The organism is Stenotrophomonas indicatrix, from assembly GCF_002750975.1.
Classification (GTDB): domain Bacteria; phylum Pseudomonadota; class Gammaproteobacteria; order Xanthomonadales; family Xanthomonadaceae; genus Stenotrophomonas; species Stenotrophomonas indicatrix.
The window spans coordinates 221,028-237,521 of sequence record NZ_PEJS01000001.1 but is presented as its reverse complement, the minus strand read 5'-3'; the positions used below and the strand labels follow the sequence as shown (position 1 = coordinate 237,521).

General features: G+C 66.1%; 14 protein-coding genes and 1 pseudogene. 7 read left to right on the top strand and 8 right to left on the bottom strand.

All coding sequences use genetic code 11. From position 1 onward, the window contains the following. The first annotated feature begins 335 nt into the window (after positions 1-335). Both CR918_RS01095 and CR918_RS01090 read left to right on the top strand, forming a co-directional pair. Entirely contained in the window at positions 336-2,039 is a 1,704-nt protein-coding gene (locus CR918_RS01095; protein ID WP_025878494.1) for a proline--tRNA ligase, read from the top strand. A gap of 223 nt (positions 2,040-2,262) precedes the next feature. Continuing rightward, positions 2,263-2,640, top strand: a pseudogene (locus tag CR918_RS01090) (H-NS histone family protein); the annotation flags it as partial. 137 nt (positions 2,641-2,777) lie between these two features. On the opposite strand, the gene CR918_RS01085 reads toward CR918_RS01090, so the two are convergent. Further along, a complete protein-coding gene (locus CR918_RS01085; protein WP_025878492.1) occupies positions 2,778-4,037 on the bottom strand; it encodes a threonine/serine exporter family protein in 1,260 nt (419 codons plus the stop codon). Positions 4,038-4,129: 92 nt separating this feature from the next. Here CR918_RS01085 and CR918_RS01080 point away from each other — a divergent pair, with 92 nt between their 5' ends. Genes CR918_RS01080 through CR918_RS01065 form a run of 4 tightly spaced genes read left to right on the top strand, consistent with a single transcriptional unit; the run spans position 4,130 to position 7,648 of the window. Then, positions 4,130-5,251: an MlaE family ABC transporter permease gene (locus tag CR918_RS01080; protein ID WP_170919625.1), complete on the top strand. Its 1,122-nt coding sequence runs from the start codon at positions 4,130-4,132 to the stop codon at positions 5,249-5,251. Between the two features lies 1 nt (position 5,252). Then, positions 5,253-6,080, top strand: a complete 828-nt coding sequence (locus CR918_RS01075; protein ID WP_099841875.1) for an ABC transporter ATP-binding protein — start codon at positions 5,253-5,255, stop codon at positions 6,078-6,080. Positions 6,081-6,083: 3 nt separating this feature from the next. Further along, positions 6,084-7,010: an MlaD family protein gene (locus tag CR918_RS01070; RefSeq protein WP_025878489.1), complete on the top strand. Its 927-nt coding sequence runs from the start codon at positions 6,084-6,086 to the stop codon at positions 7,008-7,010. Continuing rightward, positions 7,007-7,648, top strand: a complete 642-nt coding sequence (locus tag CR918_RS01065) for an ABC-type transport auxiliary lipoprotein family protein (RefSeq protein WP_033830299.1) — start codon at positions 7,007-7,009, stop codon at positions 7,646-7,648. Before CR918_RS01070 ends, CR918_RS01065 begins: the two co-directional genes overlap by 4 nt. An 85-nt stretch (positions 7,649-7,733) precedes the next feature. Here CR918_RS01065 and CR918_RS01060 read toward each other — a convergent pair whose 3' ends face one another. From CR918_RS01060 to CR918_RS01050, 3 genes are read right to left on the bottom strand one after another with little or no spacing between them, the layout of a single operon-like run. Continuing rightward, positions 7,734-8,321, bottom strand: a complete 588-nt coding sequence (locus tag CR918_RS01060) for an alpha-ketoglutarate-dependent dioxygenase AlkB family protein (protein WP_099841874.1) — start codon at positions 8,319-8,321, stop codon at positions 7,734-7,736. Between the two features lie 46 nt (positions 8,322-8,367). Continuing rightward, the gene (locus CR918_RS01055; protein ID WP_099782759.1) at positions 8,368-9,000 is read right to left on the bottom strand and encodes a CoA transferase subunit B; all 633 of its coding nucleotides are present in this window, start codon (positions 8,998-9,000) and stop codon (positions 8,368-8,370) included. Between the two features lies 1 nt (position 9,001). Then, a complete protein-coding gene (locus tag CR918_RS01050; RefSeq protein ID WP_025878484.1) occupies positions 9,002-9,733 on the bottom strand; it encodes a CoA transferase subunit A in 732 nt (243 codons plus the stop codon). A gap of 173 nt (positions 9,734-9,906) precedes the next feature. On the opposite strand from CR918_RS01050, the gene CR918_RS01045 reads away from it, so the two are divergent. Next, positions 9,907-12,525 carry a DEAD/DEAH box helicase gene (locus tag CR918_RS01045; protein WP_099841873.1) on the top strand — a complete coding sequence of 873 codons (2,619 nt, stop codon included), beginning with the start codon at positions 9,907-9,909 and terminating at the stop codon, positions 12,523-12,525. Positions 12,526-12,869: 344 nt separating this feature from the next. Here CR918_RS01045 and rfbD read toward each other — a convergent pair whose 3' ends face one another. The 4 genes from rfbD to rfbB are packed head-to-tail and all read right to left on the bottom strand — an operon-like array spanning position 12,870 to position 16,289. Then, entirely contained in the window at positions 12,870-13,781 is a 912-nt protein-coding gene (gene rfbD / locus CR918_RS01035) for a dTDP-4-dehydrorhamnose reductase (RefSeq protein WP_099841871.1), read from the bottom strand. Continuing rightward, entirely contained in the window at positions 13,778-14,335 is a 558-nt protein-coding gene (gene rfbC, locus CR918_RS01030; protein WP_099841870.1) for a dTDP-4-dehydrorhamnose 3,5-epimerase, read from the bottom strand. The genes rfbD and rfbC overlap by 4 nt, the downstream gene beginning before the upstream one ends. Continuing rightward, positions 14,332-15,219, bottom strand: coding sequence for a glucose-1-phosphate thymidylyltransferase RfbA (rfbA, locus tag CR918_RS01025; protein WP_099841869.1), 888 nt, complete (start codon positions 15,217-15,219; stop codon positions 14,332-14,334). Before rfbA ends, rfbC begins: the two co-directional genes overlap by 4 nt. Before the next feature lie 14 nt (positions 15,220-15,233). Continuing rightward, positions 15,234-16,289 (bottom strand): dTDP-glucose 4,6-dehydratase, encoded by a 1,056-nt coding sequence (rfbB, locus tag CR918_RS01020; RefSeq protein ID WP_099841868.1) that lies wholly within the window; start codon positions 16,287-16,289, stop codon positions 15,234-15,236. Positions 16,290-16,494: the final 205 nt, after the last annotated feature.

The window sequence follows — 16,494 nt, the reverse complement described above, 5'->3', positions numbered from 1 at the left end:
TTTCGACGGAGATTCATCCACGCATGGCGTGGATCTACGTGTCGACCAAGGTCGACACCTACCAATAGCAAGCCACGCCATCCAGATGGATTGCGGAAATCTGTCGAAGGCGGGGTGGGTCCGGTTGCGGGGGTGTCCGCGGCATGGATGCCGCGGCCAAGCCCCCACGGATGGGTTTACGGCGTCCCCCGCAACCGGACCCACCCCGCCATCCCACGGAATACCCGCTTTTGACGTTGACGTTGATTCGGCGGGTGCCGGGCGCCGCCCGGCCGATACCCCTCCCCCGGCCGGGCTGGCAGAATAGGTATCTCTGCCGTAATCCGAAGCCGACGATGCGCCTCTCCCAGTTCCACCTGCACACCACCAAGGAAACCCCCAGCGACGCCGAGCTGACCAGCCACCGGCTGATGCTGCGCGCGGGCATGATCCGCAAGCTCGCATCCGGCCTGTACACCTGGTCGCCGCTGGGCCTGCGCGTGCTGCGCAAGGTCGAACGCATCGTCCGCGAGGAAATGGACCGCGCCGGTGCCGTGGAATTCCAGATCCCGACCATCCAGCCGAAGGAACTGTGGGAGCAGACCGGCCGCTGGCAGAAATTCGGCCCGCAGCTGCTGAAGATCAAGGACCGCAAGGAACAGACCTTCTGCTACAGCCCCACCGCCGAAGAAGCGGCCTGCGATTTCGCGCGCAGCGAACTGTCCAGCTACAAGCAGCTGCCGGTGAACTTCTACCAGATCCAGACCAAGTTCCGCGACGAGATCCGTCCGCGCTTCGGTGTCATGCGTGCGCGCGAGTTCCTGATGAAGGACGCCTACTCGTTCCACCTGCACGACGAAGACCTCGTGCGTGAGTACGAAAACATGAAGGTGGCCTACAGCCGCATCTTCACCCGCCTAGGCCTGGACTTCCGCATGGTGCAGGCCGATTCCGGCGCGATCGGCGGTGACGCCTCGCAGGAATTCCACGTGATCGCCGACTCCGGTGAGGACGCGCTGGTGTTCTCCACCGGTTCGGACTACGCGGCCAACATGGAAGCGGCCATCGCCGCCGATCCGGCCGCGCGTGCTGCGGCCAGCGAAGCGCTGCGCAAGGTCGAGACCCCGACCCAGAAGACCTGCGAAGACGTCGCCGCGCTGCTGGGCATCGATCTGCAGCGTACGGTGAAGTCGGTGGCGCTGATCGCCGGCGAAGGCGAGGCACAGCAGTTCGTGCTGGCGCTGGTGCGTGGCGACCACGAGGTCAACGAAATCAAGCTGGGCAAGGTTGCTGGCCTGGACGAGCAGCGTTTTGCCAGCGAAGCAGAGATCGCCGAATACCTCGGCAGCGTGCCGGGCTTCCTTGGGCCGGTCGCCCCGGCCAAGCCGATCCGCGTGGTCGCCGATCGCGAAGTGGCGGCGATGTCCGACTTCGTCGTCGGTGCCAATGAGGCCGGTTTCCATCTGGCCGGCGTCAACTGGGGCCGCGACCTGGCCGAACCGGAAGTGGCCGATATCCGCAACGTGCGCGCCGGTGATCGTGCGCTGGACGGCGGCGAACTGAAAATCGCCCGCGGCATCGAAGTCGGCCACGTGTTCCAGCTGGGCCGCACCTATGCGAAGGCGCTCGATGCCACCGTGCTGGACGAGAATGGCAAGGCCGCGGTAATGACGATGGGCTGCTACGGCATCGGTATTTCGCGTGTGGTCGCCGCAGCCATCGAGCAGAACCACGATGACGCCGGCATCATCTGGCCCGACGCGATGGCGCCGTGGCAGGTGGTGGTCTGCGTGATCAATCCGAAGGGCGACGCAGGCGTGGCCGATGCAGCTGCAGCTCTGCTGCAGGAGCTGCGCGATGCCGGCCTGGATGCCGCACTGGACGACCGCGGCCTGCGCCCGGGCGCGATGTTTGCCGACATGGAACTGATCGGCATCCCGCACCGCGTGGTGGTCAGCGAGCGCGGCCTGGCCGCAGGCACCTTCGAGTACCGCTCGCGTCGCGCAGCCGAAGCGGAGAGCCTGGACAAGGCCACCCTGCTGCAGCGCCTGCAGGGCTGATCGGAAAAAGACCGGGGTATACCCCGGTCTTTTTTTTTGCGGCTGGCCGCCCCGGGAAAACCGCAACGGACATAATCCGGTCAAAATGGTCGCAACCGGGCCAGCCAGCCGACAGACGGTGACCGCAACTGTTTGTGCTGGGATTAATTCCTCATTACTCTGTCCTGCGACGCCACGGACCGGCTCGTCCCTGTCCCTAAATTAGTTTCTGGAGTAATCGTTGATGAGCATCGACCTGACCGGCCTGTCTGCACGTGAGCTGGGCGCATTGATCCGCACAGCCAAGAAGCAGCAGACCATCGTCGCCAAGCGTCGCCCGATCACCAAGGTGCGTGCCCAGCTGAGCAAGCTGGCCAAGACCGAGGGTTACACCATCGAGGAACTGTTCGGTGGTGAGCCCGCACCGCGCGCGCGCAAGGTCGCCAAGACCACCAAGGCCCCGTCCAAGGCTGCCGGCCGCAAGCTGGGCAAGGTTGCGCCGAAGTACCGCAACCCGGCCAACCCGAAGGAAACCTGGACCGGTCGTGGCAAGCAGCCGCGCTGGATGGCCGAGCTGACTGCCAAGGGCAGCAAGAAGCCGGAAGATTTCCTGATCAAGAAGGCCTGAGGCCGTCTGCAGCAGGAATGAAAAACGCCGGCGAAAGCCGGCGTTTTTTTGGGGGTAGCGCCGGGCCATGCCCGGCGAGCGCAGCGGTTGGTTTCCCGATCCTCCGGGCCTGGCCCGGCGCTACCGCCTGATCACAGCGTCTTGCGCGCCGGCATCAGCAGGTTGCCGAACAGCAGGCCGGCGACCAGCGCCATCACCACGTTCAACACGGTCAGGAACACGCTCTGGCCGGCGCCCACGTCCTGTTGCTGGACCAGGGTCAGCACGCCGCGCAGGCTGGTGCTGCCGGGCACCATCATGATGATGCCCGGCAGGCGGATGATCGCACCGGGGCGGCCGACCACGCGCCCGAACAGGTTGCCGCCGGCGGTCAGCAGCATCGCCGACAGAAAGATGCCGGCGGGCGTACCCCAGGCATGACCACCAAATTTGGAGATCGCGTAGCCGGCCACCGAGGCGGCGATCACCCACGGATAGTCGCGGCGGTTGGCCTTGAACAACATCGCGAAGGCGAACGCCGCCGTCAGCAGCGAGCCCCACTCCACCCACGGCCCCTGTGGCCGCGAGGCACGGATCATCGGGTCCAGCCCCAGCACATCGGCCAGGGTCACCGCGATCATCGCGCCGACACTGAGCTTCATGATCGTGGTCAACGCGCCGGCAAAGCGCGCGGTGCCGGACACCCAGTGCTGGCTGGCCAGTTCATTGACCGCATTGGTCAGTGACATGCCCGGCAGCAGCACCACCAGCGAGGCGATGATCACCGTGTTGAGATTCAGGGCACCCACGAACGTGGCAACCACGGTGGCGACCAGGCCGGCCAGCAGCGCCGCCAGCGCTTCGGCCGCTTCCCGGCTGGCCGGGCGCTTGTCGGTGACCATGCCGAGCAGGCCGATCAACAGGCCGATGACGCCGGCGGTGGCGATGTCCAGCCACGGCAGCTTCCACATGCCCGCCACGCCGGCCGCACCGAGGGTGAAGGACAGGATGGTGCGCAGCTTGCCGCGCCGGCCCGGATCCTTGTCCAGCTGGCGCAGCGCGGTGTGGCCCTGGGCAATGCTCATGCGGCCATTGGCCACTTCTTCGGCGATCCCGTCAGCCACGCTGAGCTTGTGCAGGTCGTTCTCGCCGGGCGCCAAGCGGATCACCCGGGTGATGTCGCTGGAGCCGATGGCCTGCGCCGGATCGCTGAAACTGAGGATGATGCCGGTGGGGTTCGACCACGGTTCACAATCCAGATCGAGCTGCCGGGCCAAGGCAACCACCGCCGCTTCCAGGCGCTGGGCCGTTGTGCCGTAGCTGTGCAGGCGGCCGGCGATCTCGGAAACGAAGGCCACGCGCTGCGCGTAGGTGGCCTGGGGCGTGGGGATCGTGTGAGCGTCTGCGGACATGCGCCGTAGTATTACCTACGTCAGGCTCTGCTGGAGAAATTCATCCTGGTTCGACGCGACGTGCAATTCAGAACGGTTATGCTGCGACCCGAATGGCCCCCATGACCCCGACCCACGCCCCCCAGCTCGAACAGGACGCTCAGGATCCGGGATTGATCCGGCTGTCCGGCCACTGGACCCTGAAGACCGCGCTGGCCGCGGCCGAAGTGCTGCGTGGCGTTCCGGACAAGCTGACCGGCATCGACGCTACCGGCATCGAGCTGCTCGACTCCGCCGGCGTGCTGCAGGTGCTGCGCGTCGCCCATCGCGCTGACCTCAGCGAAGACGCGTTGCAGTTCCGCGCGGACCACCAGGCGCTGGTGTGCACCATTGAAGAAGTAGCCGACGACCGCCCGAAGCCGAAGCGTGACTTCGGCGTACTGGCCGCACTGGAGCGGCTGGGTGTCAGCGTCCATGCCACCGGCCACAACATCAAGGCACTGTGCAGCTTCCTCGGCGAGAACCTGGTCAAGGGTGCGCGCCTGGTCAAGGAACCCCGACGTTTCCGCCTGACCGCGACCGTGCACCAGATGGAACAGGTCGGGCTGGATGCGGTGCCGCTGGTGGCGCTGCTGTCCTATCTGGTCGGCGCGGTGATCGCCTTCCTCGGCTCGACCATCCTGCGCGACTTCGGTGCGGAGATCTATGTGGTCGAACTGGTGAACATCGCCTTCCTGCGCGAATTCGCCGTGCTGCTGACCGCGATCGTGCTGGCCGGCCGCACCGCCAGTGCCTTCACCGCGCAGATCGGTGCGATGAAGGCACGGGAGGAAATCGATGCGATGCGCACCCTGGGGCTCGACCCCATCGACCTGCTGGTACTGCCGCGCCTGGTCGCGCTGCTGTTGACCCTGCCGCTGCTGACCTTCATCGCGATGGTCGCAGGCCTGGCCGGCGGCATCACCGTCGGCGCGTTCGACCTGGACATCCCGCCGCAGATGTACATCGCGCGCATGCACGAAACGATGGAAGTGCGGCACATGCTGGTGGGCCTGTCCAAGGCGCCGGTGTTCGCGCTGGTGATCGGCCTGATCGGCTGCCTGGAAGGCCTGAAGGTGGAAGGCACCGCGCAGTCGGTCGGCGAACGCACCACCTCCAGCGTGGTGCAGACGATCTCGCTGGTGATCATCATCGACGCCTTCGCGGCGTTGTGGTTCATGCACATGGACTGGTGACATGACTACGCATCCGACCCACGAAGACGTGCCCATGCAGGACGACGACGGCCACGACCTGGCCATACGCGTGCGCGGGCTGGTCAACCGCTTTGGCAGCCAGACCGTGCATGAAGGGCTGGACCTGGACGTGCGCCGTGGCGAGATCCTTGGCGTGGTGGGCGGCTCGGGTACCGGCAAATCGGTGCTGATGCGCTCGATCCTCGGGCTGCGCGTGCCGGATGAAGGGCAGATCGAGGTGCTCGGCCGCGATGCGCGCGCCGACGATCCCGAGAGCCGCCTGCATATCGAGCGCAACACCGGCGTGCTGTTCCAGGACGGCGCCCTGTTCTCGTCGCTGACCGTCGGCGAGAACGTGCAGGTGCCACTGAAGGAACACCACCGCGAACTGCCCGAGCGCTGGCATTACGAGCTGGCACTGCTGAAGGTGAAACTGGCCGGCCTGCCCGCCGATGCCATCAACAAGCTGCCCTCGCAGCTGTCCGGCGGCATGCGCAAGCGCGCCGGCCTGGCACGTGCGCTGGCGCTGGATCCACCGCTGCTGTTCCTGGATGAGCCCACCGCCGGCCTGGACCCGATCGGTGCGGCGGCGTTCGACCGCCTGATCAAGACCCTGCAGGAAGCGCTGGGGCTGACCGTGTTCCTGATCACCCACGACCTGGACACGCTGTATGCGATCTGCGACCGGGTGGCGGTCATCGCCGACCGCAAGGTGGTGGCCAATGCGCCGCTGCCGGAAATCGAGAGACTGGATCATCCGTGGATCCAGGAATACTTCCACGGACCCCGCGCGCGCGCTGCGCGTGGCGAACAGATCGAGAGTGCCTGAGCCATGGAAACAAAAGCCAACTACGTGCTGATCGGCGCGTTCACCCTGATCACCGGCCTGGCCCTGCTGGCCTTCGGCCTGTGGGCCGCCAAGTACTCCTCCGACCGCACCTGGCAGGAATACCGGGTGGTGTTCCGCGAAGCGGTGACCGGCCTGTCGGTCGGCAGCCCGGTGCAGTACAACGGCATCGCGGTGGGCTCGATCACCGAACTGAACCTGGTACCGGATGACCCGCGCCAGGTGGTCGCACGCATCCGCCTGAACTCGACCACGCCGGTCAAGACCGATACCCGCGCCAAGCTGGCGATCACCAGCCTGACCGGCCCGTCGATCATCCAGCTCAGCGGCGGCACGCCGCAGTCGCCGGCGCTGACCACGGTCAACAAGGACCCGGCACCGATCATCCCGACCACGCCGTCGGCGCTGCAGAACATCACCGACGTGGCCAACCGCATCGTCGAGCGCATGGACCAGATCCTCAGCGACCGCAACGTCGCCTCGATCAACGCCACCCTGGCCAACCTGGAAACCATCAGTGGCGGCCTGGCCGACCGCGACCAGGGCACGCAGTCGCTGCTGCTCAGCGCGCGCGATGCCGCGCGCAGCCTGGACGCCACCCTGAAGACCACCAACGGCACCATCGAGCGCCTGGACAAGAACCTGGTGCAGCAGCTGCCGGGCATCATCGACAAGCTCGACGCCACCTTGGCCAAGCTTGATTCGGCGGCCGGCAATGCCGATTCGATCCTTGGCGAAAACCGCGCCGCCATCAACAGCTTCGCCAATGACGGCCTGGGCCAGCTCGGCCCGACCCTGGGTGAACTGCGTGGCCTGATCCGCGACCTGCGCCGGGTCAGCGACCGCCTCGAGAACAATCCCGCACGCTACCTGCTCGGCCGCGACGCCCCGAAGGAGTTCGAACCCAAATGAGCCCGACCACCCTTCCGCGCCTGTTGCTGGCAGCGTCGCTGGCCACCCTGCTGGGTGGCTGCTCGATCCTCGGCAGCGGCGACAAGAATCCCGTCACCCTGTATTCGCCGGCTGTGCAGGTCAAGGTCGACCCCAGCTGGCCGCAGGCCGACTGGCAGCTGGTGCTGGCCAAGCCCAGCGCCGCGCGCATGGTCGACAGCCCGCGCATCAACGTACGGCCGACGCCGTCGGAGCTGGAGATCTACAAGGGCGCCAGCTGGGCGCAGCCGGCCACCGACATGATCGAAGACACCCTGCTGCGTGGCTTCGAGGATTCCGGCCGCATCCACGGCGTGGCCCGCGTTGCCGCCGGCATCCGCGCCGACTACAAGCTGTCCACCGACATCCGTCGCTTCGAATCGGATTACCAGGGCCAGGCAACGCCGACGGTCGTCATCGAGATCAACGCCAAGCTGATCGACGTCACCAACCAGCGCGTGGTCGCCGACCGCACCTTCCGCCAGTTGCAGCCGGTGGGCAGCACCGATGTGTCGGCAGTGGCAGCGGCGTTCGAGCGTGGCCTGCAGCAGGTGGCGCAGGACGTGGTGGGCTGGACGCTGACCAGCGGGCAGAATGACAAGCAGGCGCTGAAGCGCTGAGGTTGCCCGTTTCGCACGCCGGGCATGGGCCAGCGCTACCGCCACCGGTTCCTGGTAGCGCCGGGCCATGCCCGGCGAACCCCGGTCAACGCGGATGGATCCACCGGAACGTCAGGTTGATGCGTTCGCCCTGCACCCGCGCCATCTTCGGCAGCGCGTGCTGGTAGTGGCGCTGGGTGGCGCCGCCCATCAGCAGCAGGTCGCCATGGCCGAGCAGGAATTCCGCCTTGCGCGTGGTGTCATCACGGCGGCGCAGCAGGAACCGCCGCGCTGCGCCGAGGCTCAACGAAGCGATCAGCGGCGCCGGCCCCAGCTCGGGCTCGTCATCGCTGTGCCAGCCCATGTAGTCGGTGCCGCCGCGATAGCGGTTGAGCAGTACGCTGTTGAATCGACCGACGCTCTGTTCTTGCAGGCGGATGCGCAGTCCCTGCAGCAGCGGTGGCCACGGATGCGGGATGAACTCGGCGCCTGAATAGCGGTAACGCGCCTGCGGATCACCGATCCAGCAGCTCAACCGCGGTGAATCCACCCAGTTGCCGAACATGCGGATGCGGTGGGTTTCCCAGGGGATTGCCTGCGCCAATACACGCTGCAGTGCATCGGCGTCGGCCGCTGGCAACCAGCCCGGCAGATGTCGGACGTCAGCATCAGGCAGATCGTGGGGGAATAGCATGGGAGATTCAGGGAGATGGGGCAGCGACACGCCGCCCCGTGGATGCTCAGCGGCGCACGAACGCGACGCCGGTCTTTTCCTTCAATTCATCCTCGCCCACACCCGCTGCAGTCTCCACCAGCACCAGGCCGTCATCGGTCACATCGAATACCGCCAGGTCGGTGATGATGCGGTCGACCACGCCCACACCGGTCAGCGGCAGCGTGCATTCGGCCAGGATCTTGTGTTCGCCGTTCCTGGCGGTGTGCTCCATCAGCACCACCACGCGCTGCACGCCGGCCACCAGGTCCATCGCACCGCCCATGCCCTTGACCATCTTGCCGGGCACCATCCAGTTGGCCAGGTCGCCCTTGTCGGTCACCTGCATCGCACCGAGGATGGCCAGGTTGACGTGGCCACCGCGGATCATCGCAAAGCTGTCATGGCTGCCGAAGTAGCTGGCGCCCGCACGTGCGGTGACGGTCTGCTTGCCGGCATTGATCAGGTCGGCGTCCACCTCGGCCTCGGTGGGGAACGGACCGATGCCCAGCAGGCCGTTTTCCGACTGCAGCCACACGTCCACGCCTTCGGGAATGTGGTTGGCGACCAGCGTCGGCAGGCCGATGCCCAGGTTCACGTAGGCGCCATCGGTCAGTTCACGCGCAGCGCGCGCGGCCATCTCATCGCGGGTCCATGCCATGTCAGTTGCCCTCCGCACGGATGGTGCGCTGTTCGATACGTTTTTCAGGGGTGGGGTTGTGCACGATGCGGTGCACATAGATGCCCGGCAGGTGCACCTGGTCCGGATCGATGCTGCCGACCGGCACCACCTCCTCCACTTCCACGATGCAGACCTTGCCGGCCATCGCACAGGCCGGGTTGAAGTTGCGCGCGGTCTTGCGGAACACCAGGTTGCCGGCCTCGTCGGCCTTCCAGGCCTTGACCAGGGCAACGTCGGCGCGCAGCGCGGTTTCCATCACATAGTGCTTGCCATCGAACTCGCGGGTTTCCTTGCCCTCGGCGACCACGGTGCCGTAACCGGTGGCGGTGAAGAATGCCGGGATACCCGCCCCGCCGGCACGCAGGCGCTCGGCCAGGGTGCCCTGCGGATTGAATTCCAGCTCCAGCTCGCCGGCCAGGAACTGCCGTTCGAATTCCTTGTTCTCGCCCACGTACGACGAAATCATCTTGCTGATCTGCCGGGTTTCCAGCAGCTGGCCCAGGCCGAAGCCATCGACGCCGGCGTTGTTGGAGATCACGGTCAGGCCCTTGGCGCCACTGTCGCGCAACGCGGCGATCAGTGCCTCGGGAATGCCGCACAGGCCAAAGCCCCCCACGGCCAGGGTCTGGCCATCGGCGACCACACCCTGCAGGGCCTGCGCCGCAGAGGCGAAACGCTTGCTGCGCGTGCCGCTGGAAGTTGATTGCTGCATCTCTACTGCCCTACCCGGTGAGAATGCCGCCATTCTAGCGGCACACCCGTTACCGGCTGGGATGCGCCGCAGCATGAACCGGCATGCCGGGCTGCCAATCCGTAGAATGTTCCCTTTCCCGCTTGCGGTGCCCTTGGCAACGCGTGCTGTAGATGGAGAGGACAGGACGACGCATGGCCGAAGTATTCACCGGAGGGGAACTGTCCCGCTGGCTGGATGCCGGGACGCTGGAAAAGGGCAACCACCAGGTGTCGGCAGTGCGCGAGCTGCGCTACCGGTCACCGCTGCTGACCGCCCAGGTCGAGGGCTGGCAGGTGGCGATCGACCTGGATGCCAGCGCCCGCACCCCGCACAGCCCCCTGCAGAGTCGCTGCACCTGCCCGGCTGGCACACACTGCGAGCATGTCGCCGCGGTGTTGCTGGCCGCACTGCGGAACTCACTGGAGGGTGAACCGGGTTCGCTGCGTGCGGCCGCCGATCCGATACTGCCTACCCTGCAGATCCAGGCGATGACGCCGATCCTGCATCTGCACAGCATGGAATACCGGCCTGCCTGGCTCACCGAACGTGACCCCTCGCAGTGGCTCGACGTCGCCACCGTCGCGTTCGAGTACGACGAACACGTGCGATTTCTCGAAGACCCCTCGCTGTTCGTGCACGACGCCGAGGGCCAGCTCTACCTGCTGCCGCGTGACCTGGCCGGGGAGGCACGGCGCGAGGCTGAACTGCACAGCGTCCACCTGCACCGCGAGCGGCAACCGCGCATCGTGCTGGACGGCGGCGGGCCGTTGTTCGAGCTGCGCAGTTTCGACTGGACCCGCTTCCTGCTGGAGGACGTGCTGCGGCTGGAAGCACTGGGCTGGAAGATCGAGACTGACGACGCCTTCCGCCACCGCATCACCCGGGTGGAGGACATCGACCTGGATGTCCGGTCGGTGTCCGCCGACAGCAACGAGCTCGACCTGGCCCTGACCATCGACGTCGATGGCCGCAGCATTGCGCTGGTTCCGCTGCTGCAGGGTGTACTGCAGTCCGATCCGCGCTGGCTGCGCGGCCAGCTGGATGCCATTGGCGATGACGAGAACGTATTGCTGACGACGGCAGACAATGAACGTCTTGCCCTGCGGGCAGCGCGGCTGAAGCCGGTGATCGCGCTGCTTGCGGATCTGTTCGGCGACCGTGGGCAACCGCTGCGCCTGCAGGCGCATGATCGCGGCCGCCTGCAGGCTCTGCAGGACGCTGCGCAGTTACGGCTGCACAGCAGCAACGATACCCGTGCACGCGTGCAGCGCCTGCTGGACGCCCCGGCGATGAGCGCTGTCCCAGCGCCCCAGGGTTTGCGCGCGACGCTGCGCAGCTACCAGCTTGAAGGCCTGTCCTGGCTGCAGTACCTGCGCCAGCAGGGCCTGGGCGGCGTGCTGGCCGATGACATGGGCCTGGGCAAGACACTGCAGACCCTGGCCCATCTGCTGCTTGAAAAGCAGAGTGGCCGCCTGGACAAGCCGGCGCTGGTGGTCGTGCCAACCTCATTGCTGCACAACTGGCAGAGCGAAGCGGCGCGCTTCACCCCGGATCTGCGTGTACTGACCCTGCACGGCCCCGCACGTGACACGCAGTTCGACGCCATTGCCGCCCATGATCTGATACTCACCACCTATCCCCTGCTGTGGCGCGACGAACCGGCGCTGCAGGCGCATTCCTACCATCTGCTGATCCTGGATGAGGCACAGCAGGTGAAGAATCCCAGGTCGCGCGCGGCGGCCACGCTGCGCACGCTGCAGGCGCGTCATCGCCTGTGCCTGACCGGCACCCCGCTGGAGAACCATCTGGGCGAGCTGTGGACGCAGTTCGACTTCCTGCTGCCCGGCCTGCTCGGCAGCGAAAAACAGTTCAACCAGCACTGGCGCCATCCCATCGAGCGCGGCAGCGACCAGCGTCGTGCTCAGCTGCTGGCCCAGCGGCTGCGACCTTTCATCCTGCGCCGGCGCAAGGACCAGGTCGCTTCCGAGCTTCCACCGAAGACGGTCATCACCCGCACCGTGGCAATGGAAGGCGCCCAGCGCGATCTGTACGAAGCCGTGCGTGCGGCGATGGAAAAGCAGGTCCGCGATGCGATCAACGGCAGCGGGCTGGCGCGCAATCACATCGTGGTACTGGACGCGTTGCTGAAGCTGCGCCAGGTCTGCTGCGATCCGCGCCTGCTGCCAGGCGAGACACCCGCGCGCGCTGCCGGTTCGGCCAAGCTGGACCTGCTGCGCGAGATGTTGCCTGCCATGGTCGAGGAAGGGCGGCGCATCCTGCTGTTCTCGCAGTTCACCGGCATGCTGGCGTTGATCGGCCAGGCCCTGCGGGAACTCAGCCTGCCCTACGTGCAGCTCACCGGCGATACCCAGGACCGGGTCACGCCCGTGCAGCGCTTCATGCAGGGCGAGGTTCCCGTGTTCCTGATCAGCCTGAAGGCCGGTGGCGTGGGCCTGAACCTGACCGCTGCCGACACCGTCATCCATTTCGATCCCTGGTGGAATCCGGCCGCCGAGAACCAGGCCACCGACCGTGCCCATCGCATCGGCCAGGACCAGCCGGTGTTCGTCTACAAGCTGATCACCGCCGGCAGCGTCGAGGAACGGATCGCCGAGCTGCAGCAGCGCAAGGCCGACCTGGCCGACTCCATACTGGAAGGGAGCGGCAGCGCAGCACCGCGCTTCGACGCTGCCGACCTGGAGGCGCTGCTGGCACCGCTACCCGGTGCGCCCAGACGCCCTGCTGGGAAACGCAGGACTACCCGCGCCTGATCCCCGGCTGGCCAGGCAACAACCGGGCCGCGTACCGGAAGATATGAGCGCAGACCTGGCCCTCCGCATTGGCGTACAGCGGGCGACAAACCTGTGCAGCACCGGAAGTCAAGTGATCGACCCTGGCCTGTGCGGCAGCGAGCAGCTTGCCATCCGATCCGCTGGAGTGCGCCGCACCAGGAGCCTGCAACGCCGCCGGATTCACCGTGGATCTGGCGTGGCAGGCGCTGCCGGGTCAGCCCGCCAGACTGCAACCGTGGCCGCCAGGAACAGCAGCAGCACGACGGGCTGACGGACCCGGACGGCGCTGGTCTGCAGATGCCAGGCCAGATCCTGCGGCGTACTCAGGTAGACCAGGAAGAGCCGGCGATTTCCGCCATCACACGCTTCAAGCCGTCCTGCCATGCGGGCAGCTGCAGGCTGAAATCACGTTGCAGCCTGCGGTTGTCCAGCACCGACCACGCCGGCCTGCGGGCTGGCGTCGGGTACTCGGCGCTGGTTATGGCCTGCACCCTCGGCACTTCCACCATCATGCCGGTGGCCAGTGCCTCGGCAAAAATCGCCTCGGCGAAACCATGCCAGCTGGTTTGCCCATTCGCTGTCAGGTGCCAGGTGCCGGACAAGCGGCCCGGGTGCTGCAGCGCATGCGCAGTGACATCGGCGATCAAGGCCGCCGGGGTAGGCGTACCAACCTGGTCTGCCACTACCCGCAGCTCGCTGCGAGCAGCGCCAACGCGCAGCATGGTCCGCAGGAAATTGGTGCCATGTGCGGCATACACCCACGCCGTGCGGAAAATCAGATGGCGCCCGCCCGCCGCGCGCACGGCCTCTTCACCACCACGCTTGCTGCTGCCGTACACACCCAGCGGCGCGGTCGGCTCGTCTTCGCGGTAGGGCGTGTTGCCCTGTCCATCGAACACGTAGTCGGTGGAGTAGTGCACGAGCGGGACATCGTGGGCTGCGCACCAGCGCGCGATGACCCCGGGCGCTTCGGCATTGGCACGAAATGCTGCTGCAACATCCTGCTCGGCGCGGTCGACTGCGGTATAGGCCGCGGCATTGACCACGATCGACGGCTGCAGCCGATCCAACAACGCCGGCAGGCTGTCGGGCCGATCGAAATCGGCCACTTCGCAGCATCCTCCGTCGGGCAACTGGCCGCTGCGCGTGGTTGCCACCACGGTACCCAGCGGCGCCAGAGCGCGCAGCAGCTCCTGGCCTACCTGGCCATTGCCGCCGAATACCAGGATCGTCATGGCACGTAGACCGGCAGCCGATCTTCGGCCAACTGATCCAGGAAAGGCGCCTTCTGGTCCTTGGCCGAAAGAATCGGAGCACCTACCGGCCAGTCCACCGCGATATCGGCGTCGTTCCAGCGGATGCCGGCATCGGCTTCGGCCACGTAGATGTCGGTGCACAGATAATTGAACAGGGCCGTTTCGGACAGCACTGCAAAGCCGTGCGCGAAGCCTTCCGGAATCCAGAACTGCTTCTTGTTCTCTGCACTCAGCACCACCGCTTCCCACTGGCCGAACGTCGGTGAGCCGCGACGGATATCTACCGCGACGTCGTACACCTCGCCTTCCAGTACAGAGACCAGCTTGCCCTGTGGGCGCGGCCACTGGTAATGCAGGCCACGCAGAACGCCCCGCGCGGAAGTCGATACGTTGCTCTGCACGAAGCGCTCCGGCAGGCCCAGCGCGGCAAAGCGCTCGGCGTTCCAGGTTTCAAAGAAATAGCCGCGCGCATCGCCGAACACCGCCGGCTCGATCACCATGCAGCCGGGCAACTGGGTTTCAATCACTTTCACGGAACGACTCCACGCAGGGCGAGCTTGTGCAGGTACTGGCCATAGCCATTCTTGATCAGCGGTGCAGCCAGTGCTTCCAGCTGCTCGGCGCTTATCCAGCCCTGGCCGAACGCGATTTCTTCCGGGCAGCAGACCTGCAGGCCCTGCCGGGTCTGGATGGTCTCGATGAAGTTGGAGGCTTCCAGCAGTGACTGGTGGGTGCCGGTATCAAGCCAGGCATAGCCACGGCCCAGTTGTTCCAGATGCAGGTTGCCCTCTGCCAGGTAGCGCTTGTTGAGATCGGTGATCTCCAGCTCGCCACGGGGTGAGGGCTTCAGTTCGGCGGCATGGTCGCTGGCATTGCCGTCGTAGAAGTACAGGCCGGTAACGACGTAGTTGGAACGCGGATTCTGCGGTTTCTCGACCAGACCGACGACCTTGCCATCTTTGTCGAACTCGGCCACACCGTAGCGCTCGGGATCATTCACCCAGTAGCCGAAAACGGTGGCGCCCGCGTCGCGTGCGTCGGCGCGCCGCAGCATGTCGGTCAGGCCATGGCCGTGGAAGATGTTGTCACCCAGCACCAGGCAGCTCGGCTTGCCGCCGACGAAGTCACGGCCGATCAGATAGGCCTGCGCCAAACCATCAGGGCTCGGCTGCACGGCGTACTGGATGTCCATGCCCCACTGCGAGCCATCGCCCAGCAACTGCTGGAACAAGGCCTGTTCGTGCGGGGTATTGATGATCAGCACTTCACGGATGCCCGCCAGCATCAGCACGCTGAGCGGGTAATAGATCATCGGCTTGTCATACACCGGCAGCAGCTGCTTGCTGACGCCCTTGGTGATCGGGTACAGCCGGGTGCCGGAGCCGCCGGCGAGAATGATGCCCTTGCGTTGGGTCATGTCGTGTCCTTGGTTCAGGCCGCGGTGCCGATGCGCTGCAGGCGATAACTGCCGTCGAGCACGCCGTTCACCCATTCCTGGTTGTCCAGGTACCAGTCGACGGTGAAACCGATGCCCTGCTCAAAGGTGTAGGCCGGTTCCCAGCCCAGGTCGTTCTTCAGCTTGGAGGCATCGATCGCATAGCGGCGGTCATGGCCCGGGCGGTCGGCAACGTAGGTGATCTGGCTGCTGCGCGGCTGGCCGTCCGCACGCGGGCGGCGCTGGTCCAGCAGCGCGCAGATCGCCTGCACCACTTCGATGTTCTGCTTTTCGGAGTTGCCGCCGACGTTGTAGGTCTCGCCCACCTGGCCCTTGGCCAGCACGGTACGGATCGCTTCGCAGTGGTCGGACACGAACAGCCAATCACGCACCTGCTTGCCATCGCCGTACACCGGCAGCGGCTCGCCGGCCAGCGCCTTGGCGATCACCAGCGGGATCAGCTTCTCCGGGAAGTGGTACGGACCGTAGTTGTTGGAGCAGTTGGTGGTCAGCACCGGCAGCCCGTAGGTATGGTGGAACGCACGCACCAGGTGGTCCGAGGCGGCCTTGGACGCCGAGTACGGCGAGTTCGGGGCATACGGGGTGGTTTCGCTGAACTTGCCGGTCTCGCCCAAGGTGCCGTACACCTCGTCAGTGGAGACATGCAGGAAGCGGAAGGCCGCGCCCTGATCGGCCGACAGCGCCTTCCAGTAATCGCGCACGGCCTCGAGCAGGCCGAGAGTGCCGACGACATTGGTCTGGATGAACGCGCCCGGGCCGTCGATGGAACGGTCGACGTGGCTTTCGGCCGCGAAGTTCAGCACCGCATCGGGCTGGTGCTCGGCCAGCAGGCGTGAAACCAGCGCGCTGTCGCCGATGTCACCCTGGACGAACACGTGGTTGGGATTGCCGTCCAGGCTGGACAGGGTCTTCAGGTTGCCGGCGTAGGTCAACGCATCGAGATTGACGACCTTGATGCCGCTGGAGACGGCCTCGAGAACGAAGTTACCGCCAATGAATCCGGCACCGCCGGTGACAAGCCACGTGGGCACTACCTGTTCTCCTGTTCGATGTTTCGCCCCCAGGCACTCGCAGCACCCCGGGAGCGCGACAGAATACATCGGCGACCTCTTCACGACTGCCCGCCGCAGGTGAACGAAGGCTCCGAGCGGCCCGTTTCCGCCGCACCGCAGCAAAACCATACGCATTCGCATGGTCGCCTTCGGCCAGTTAGAATCGAGGTCCCACCCCCGAACC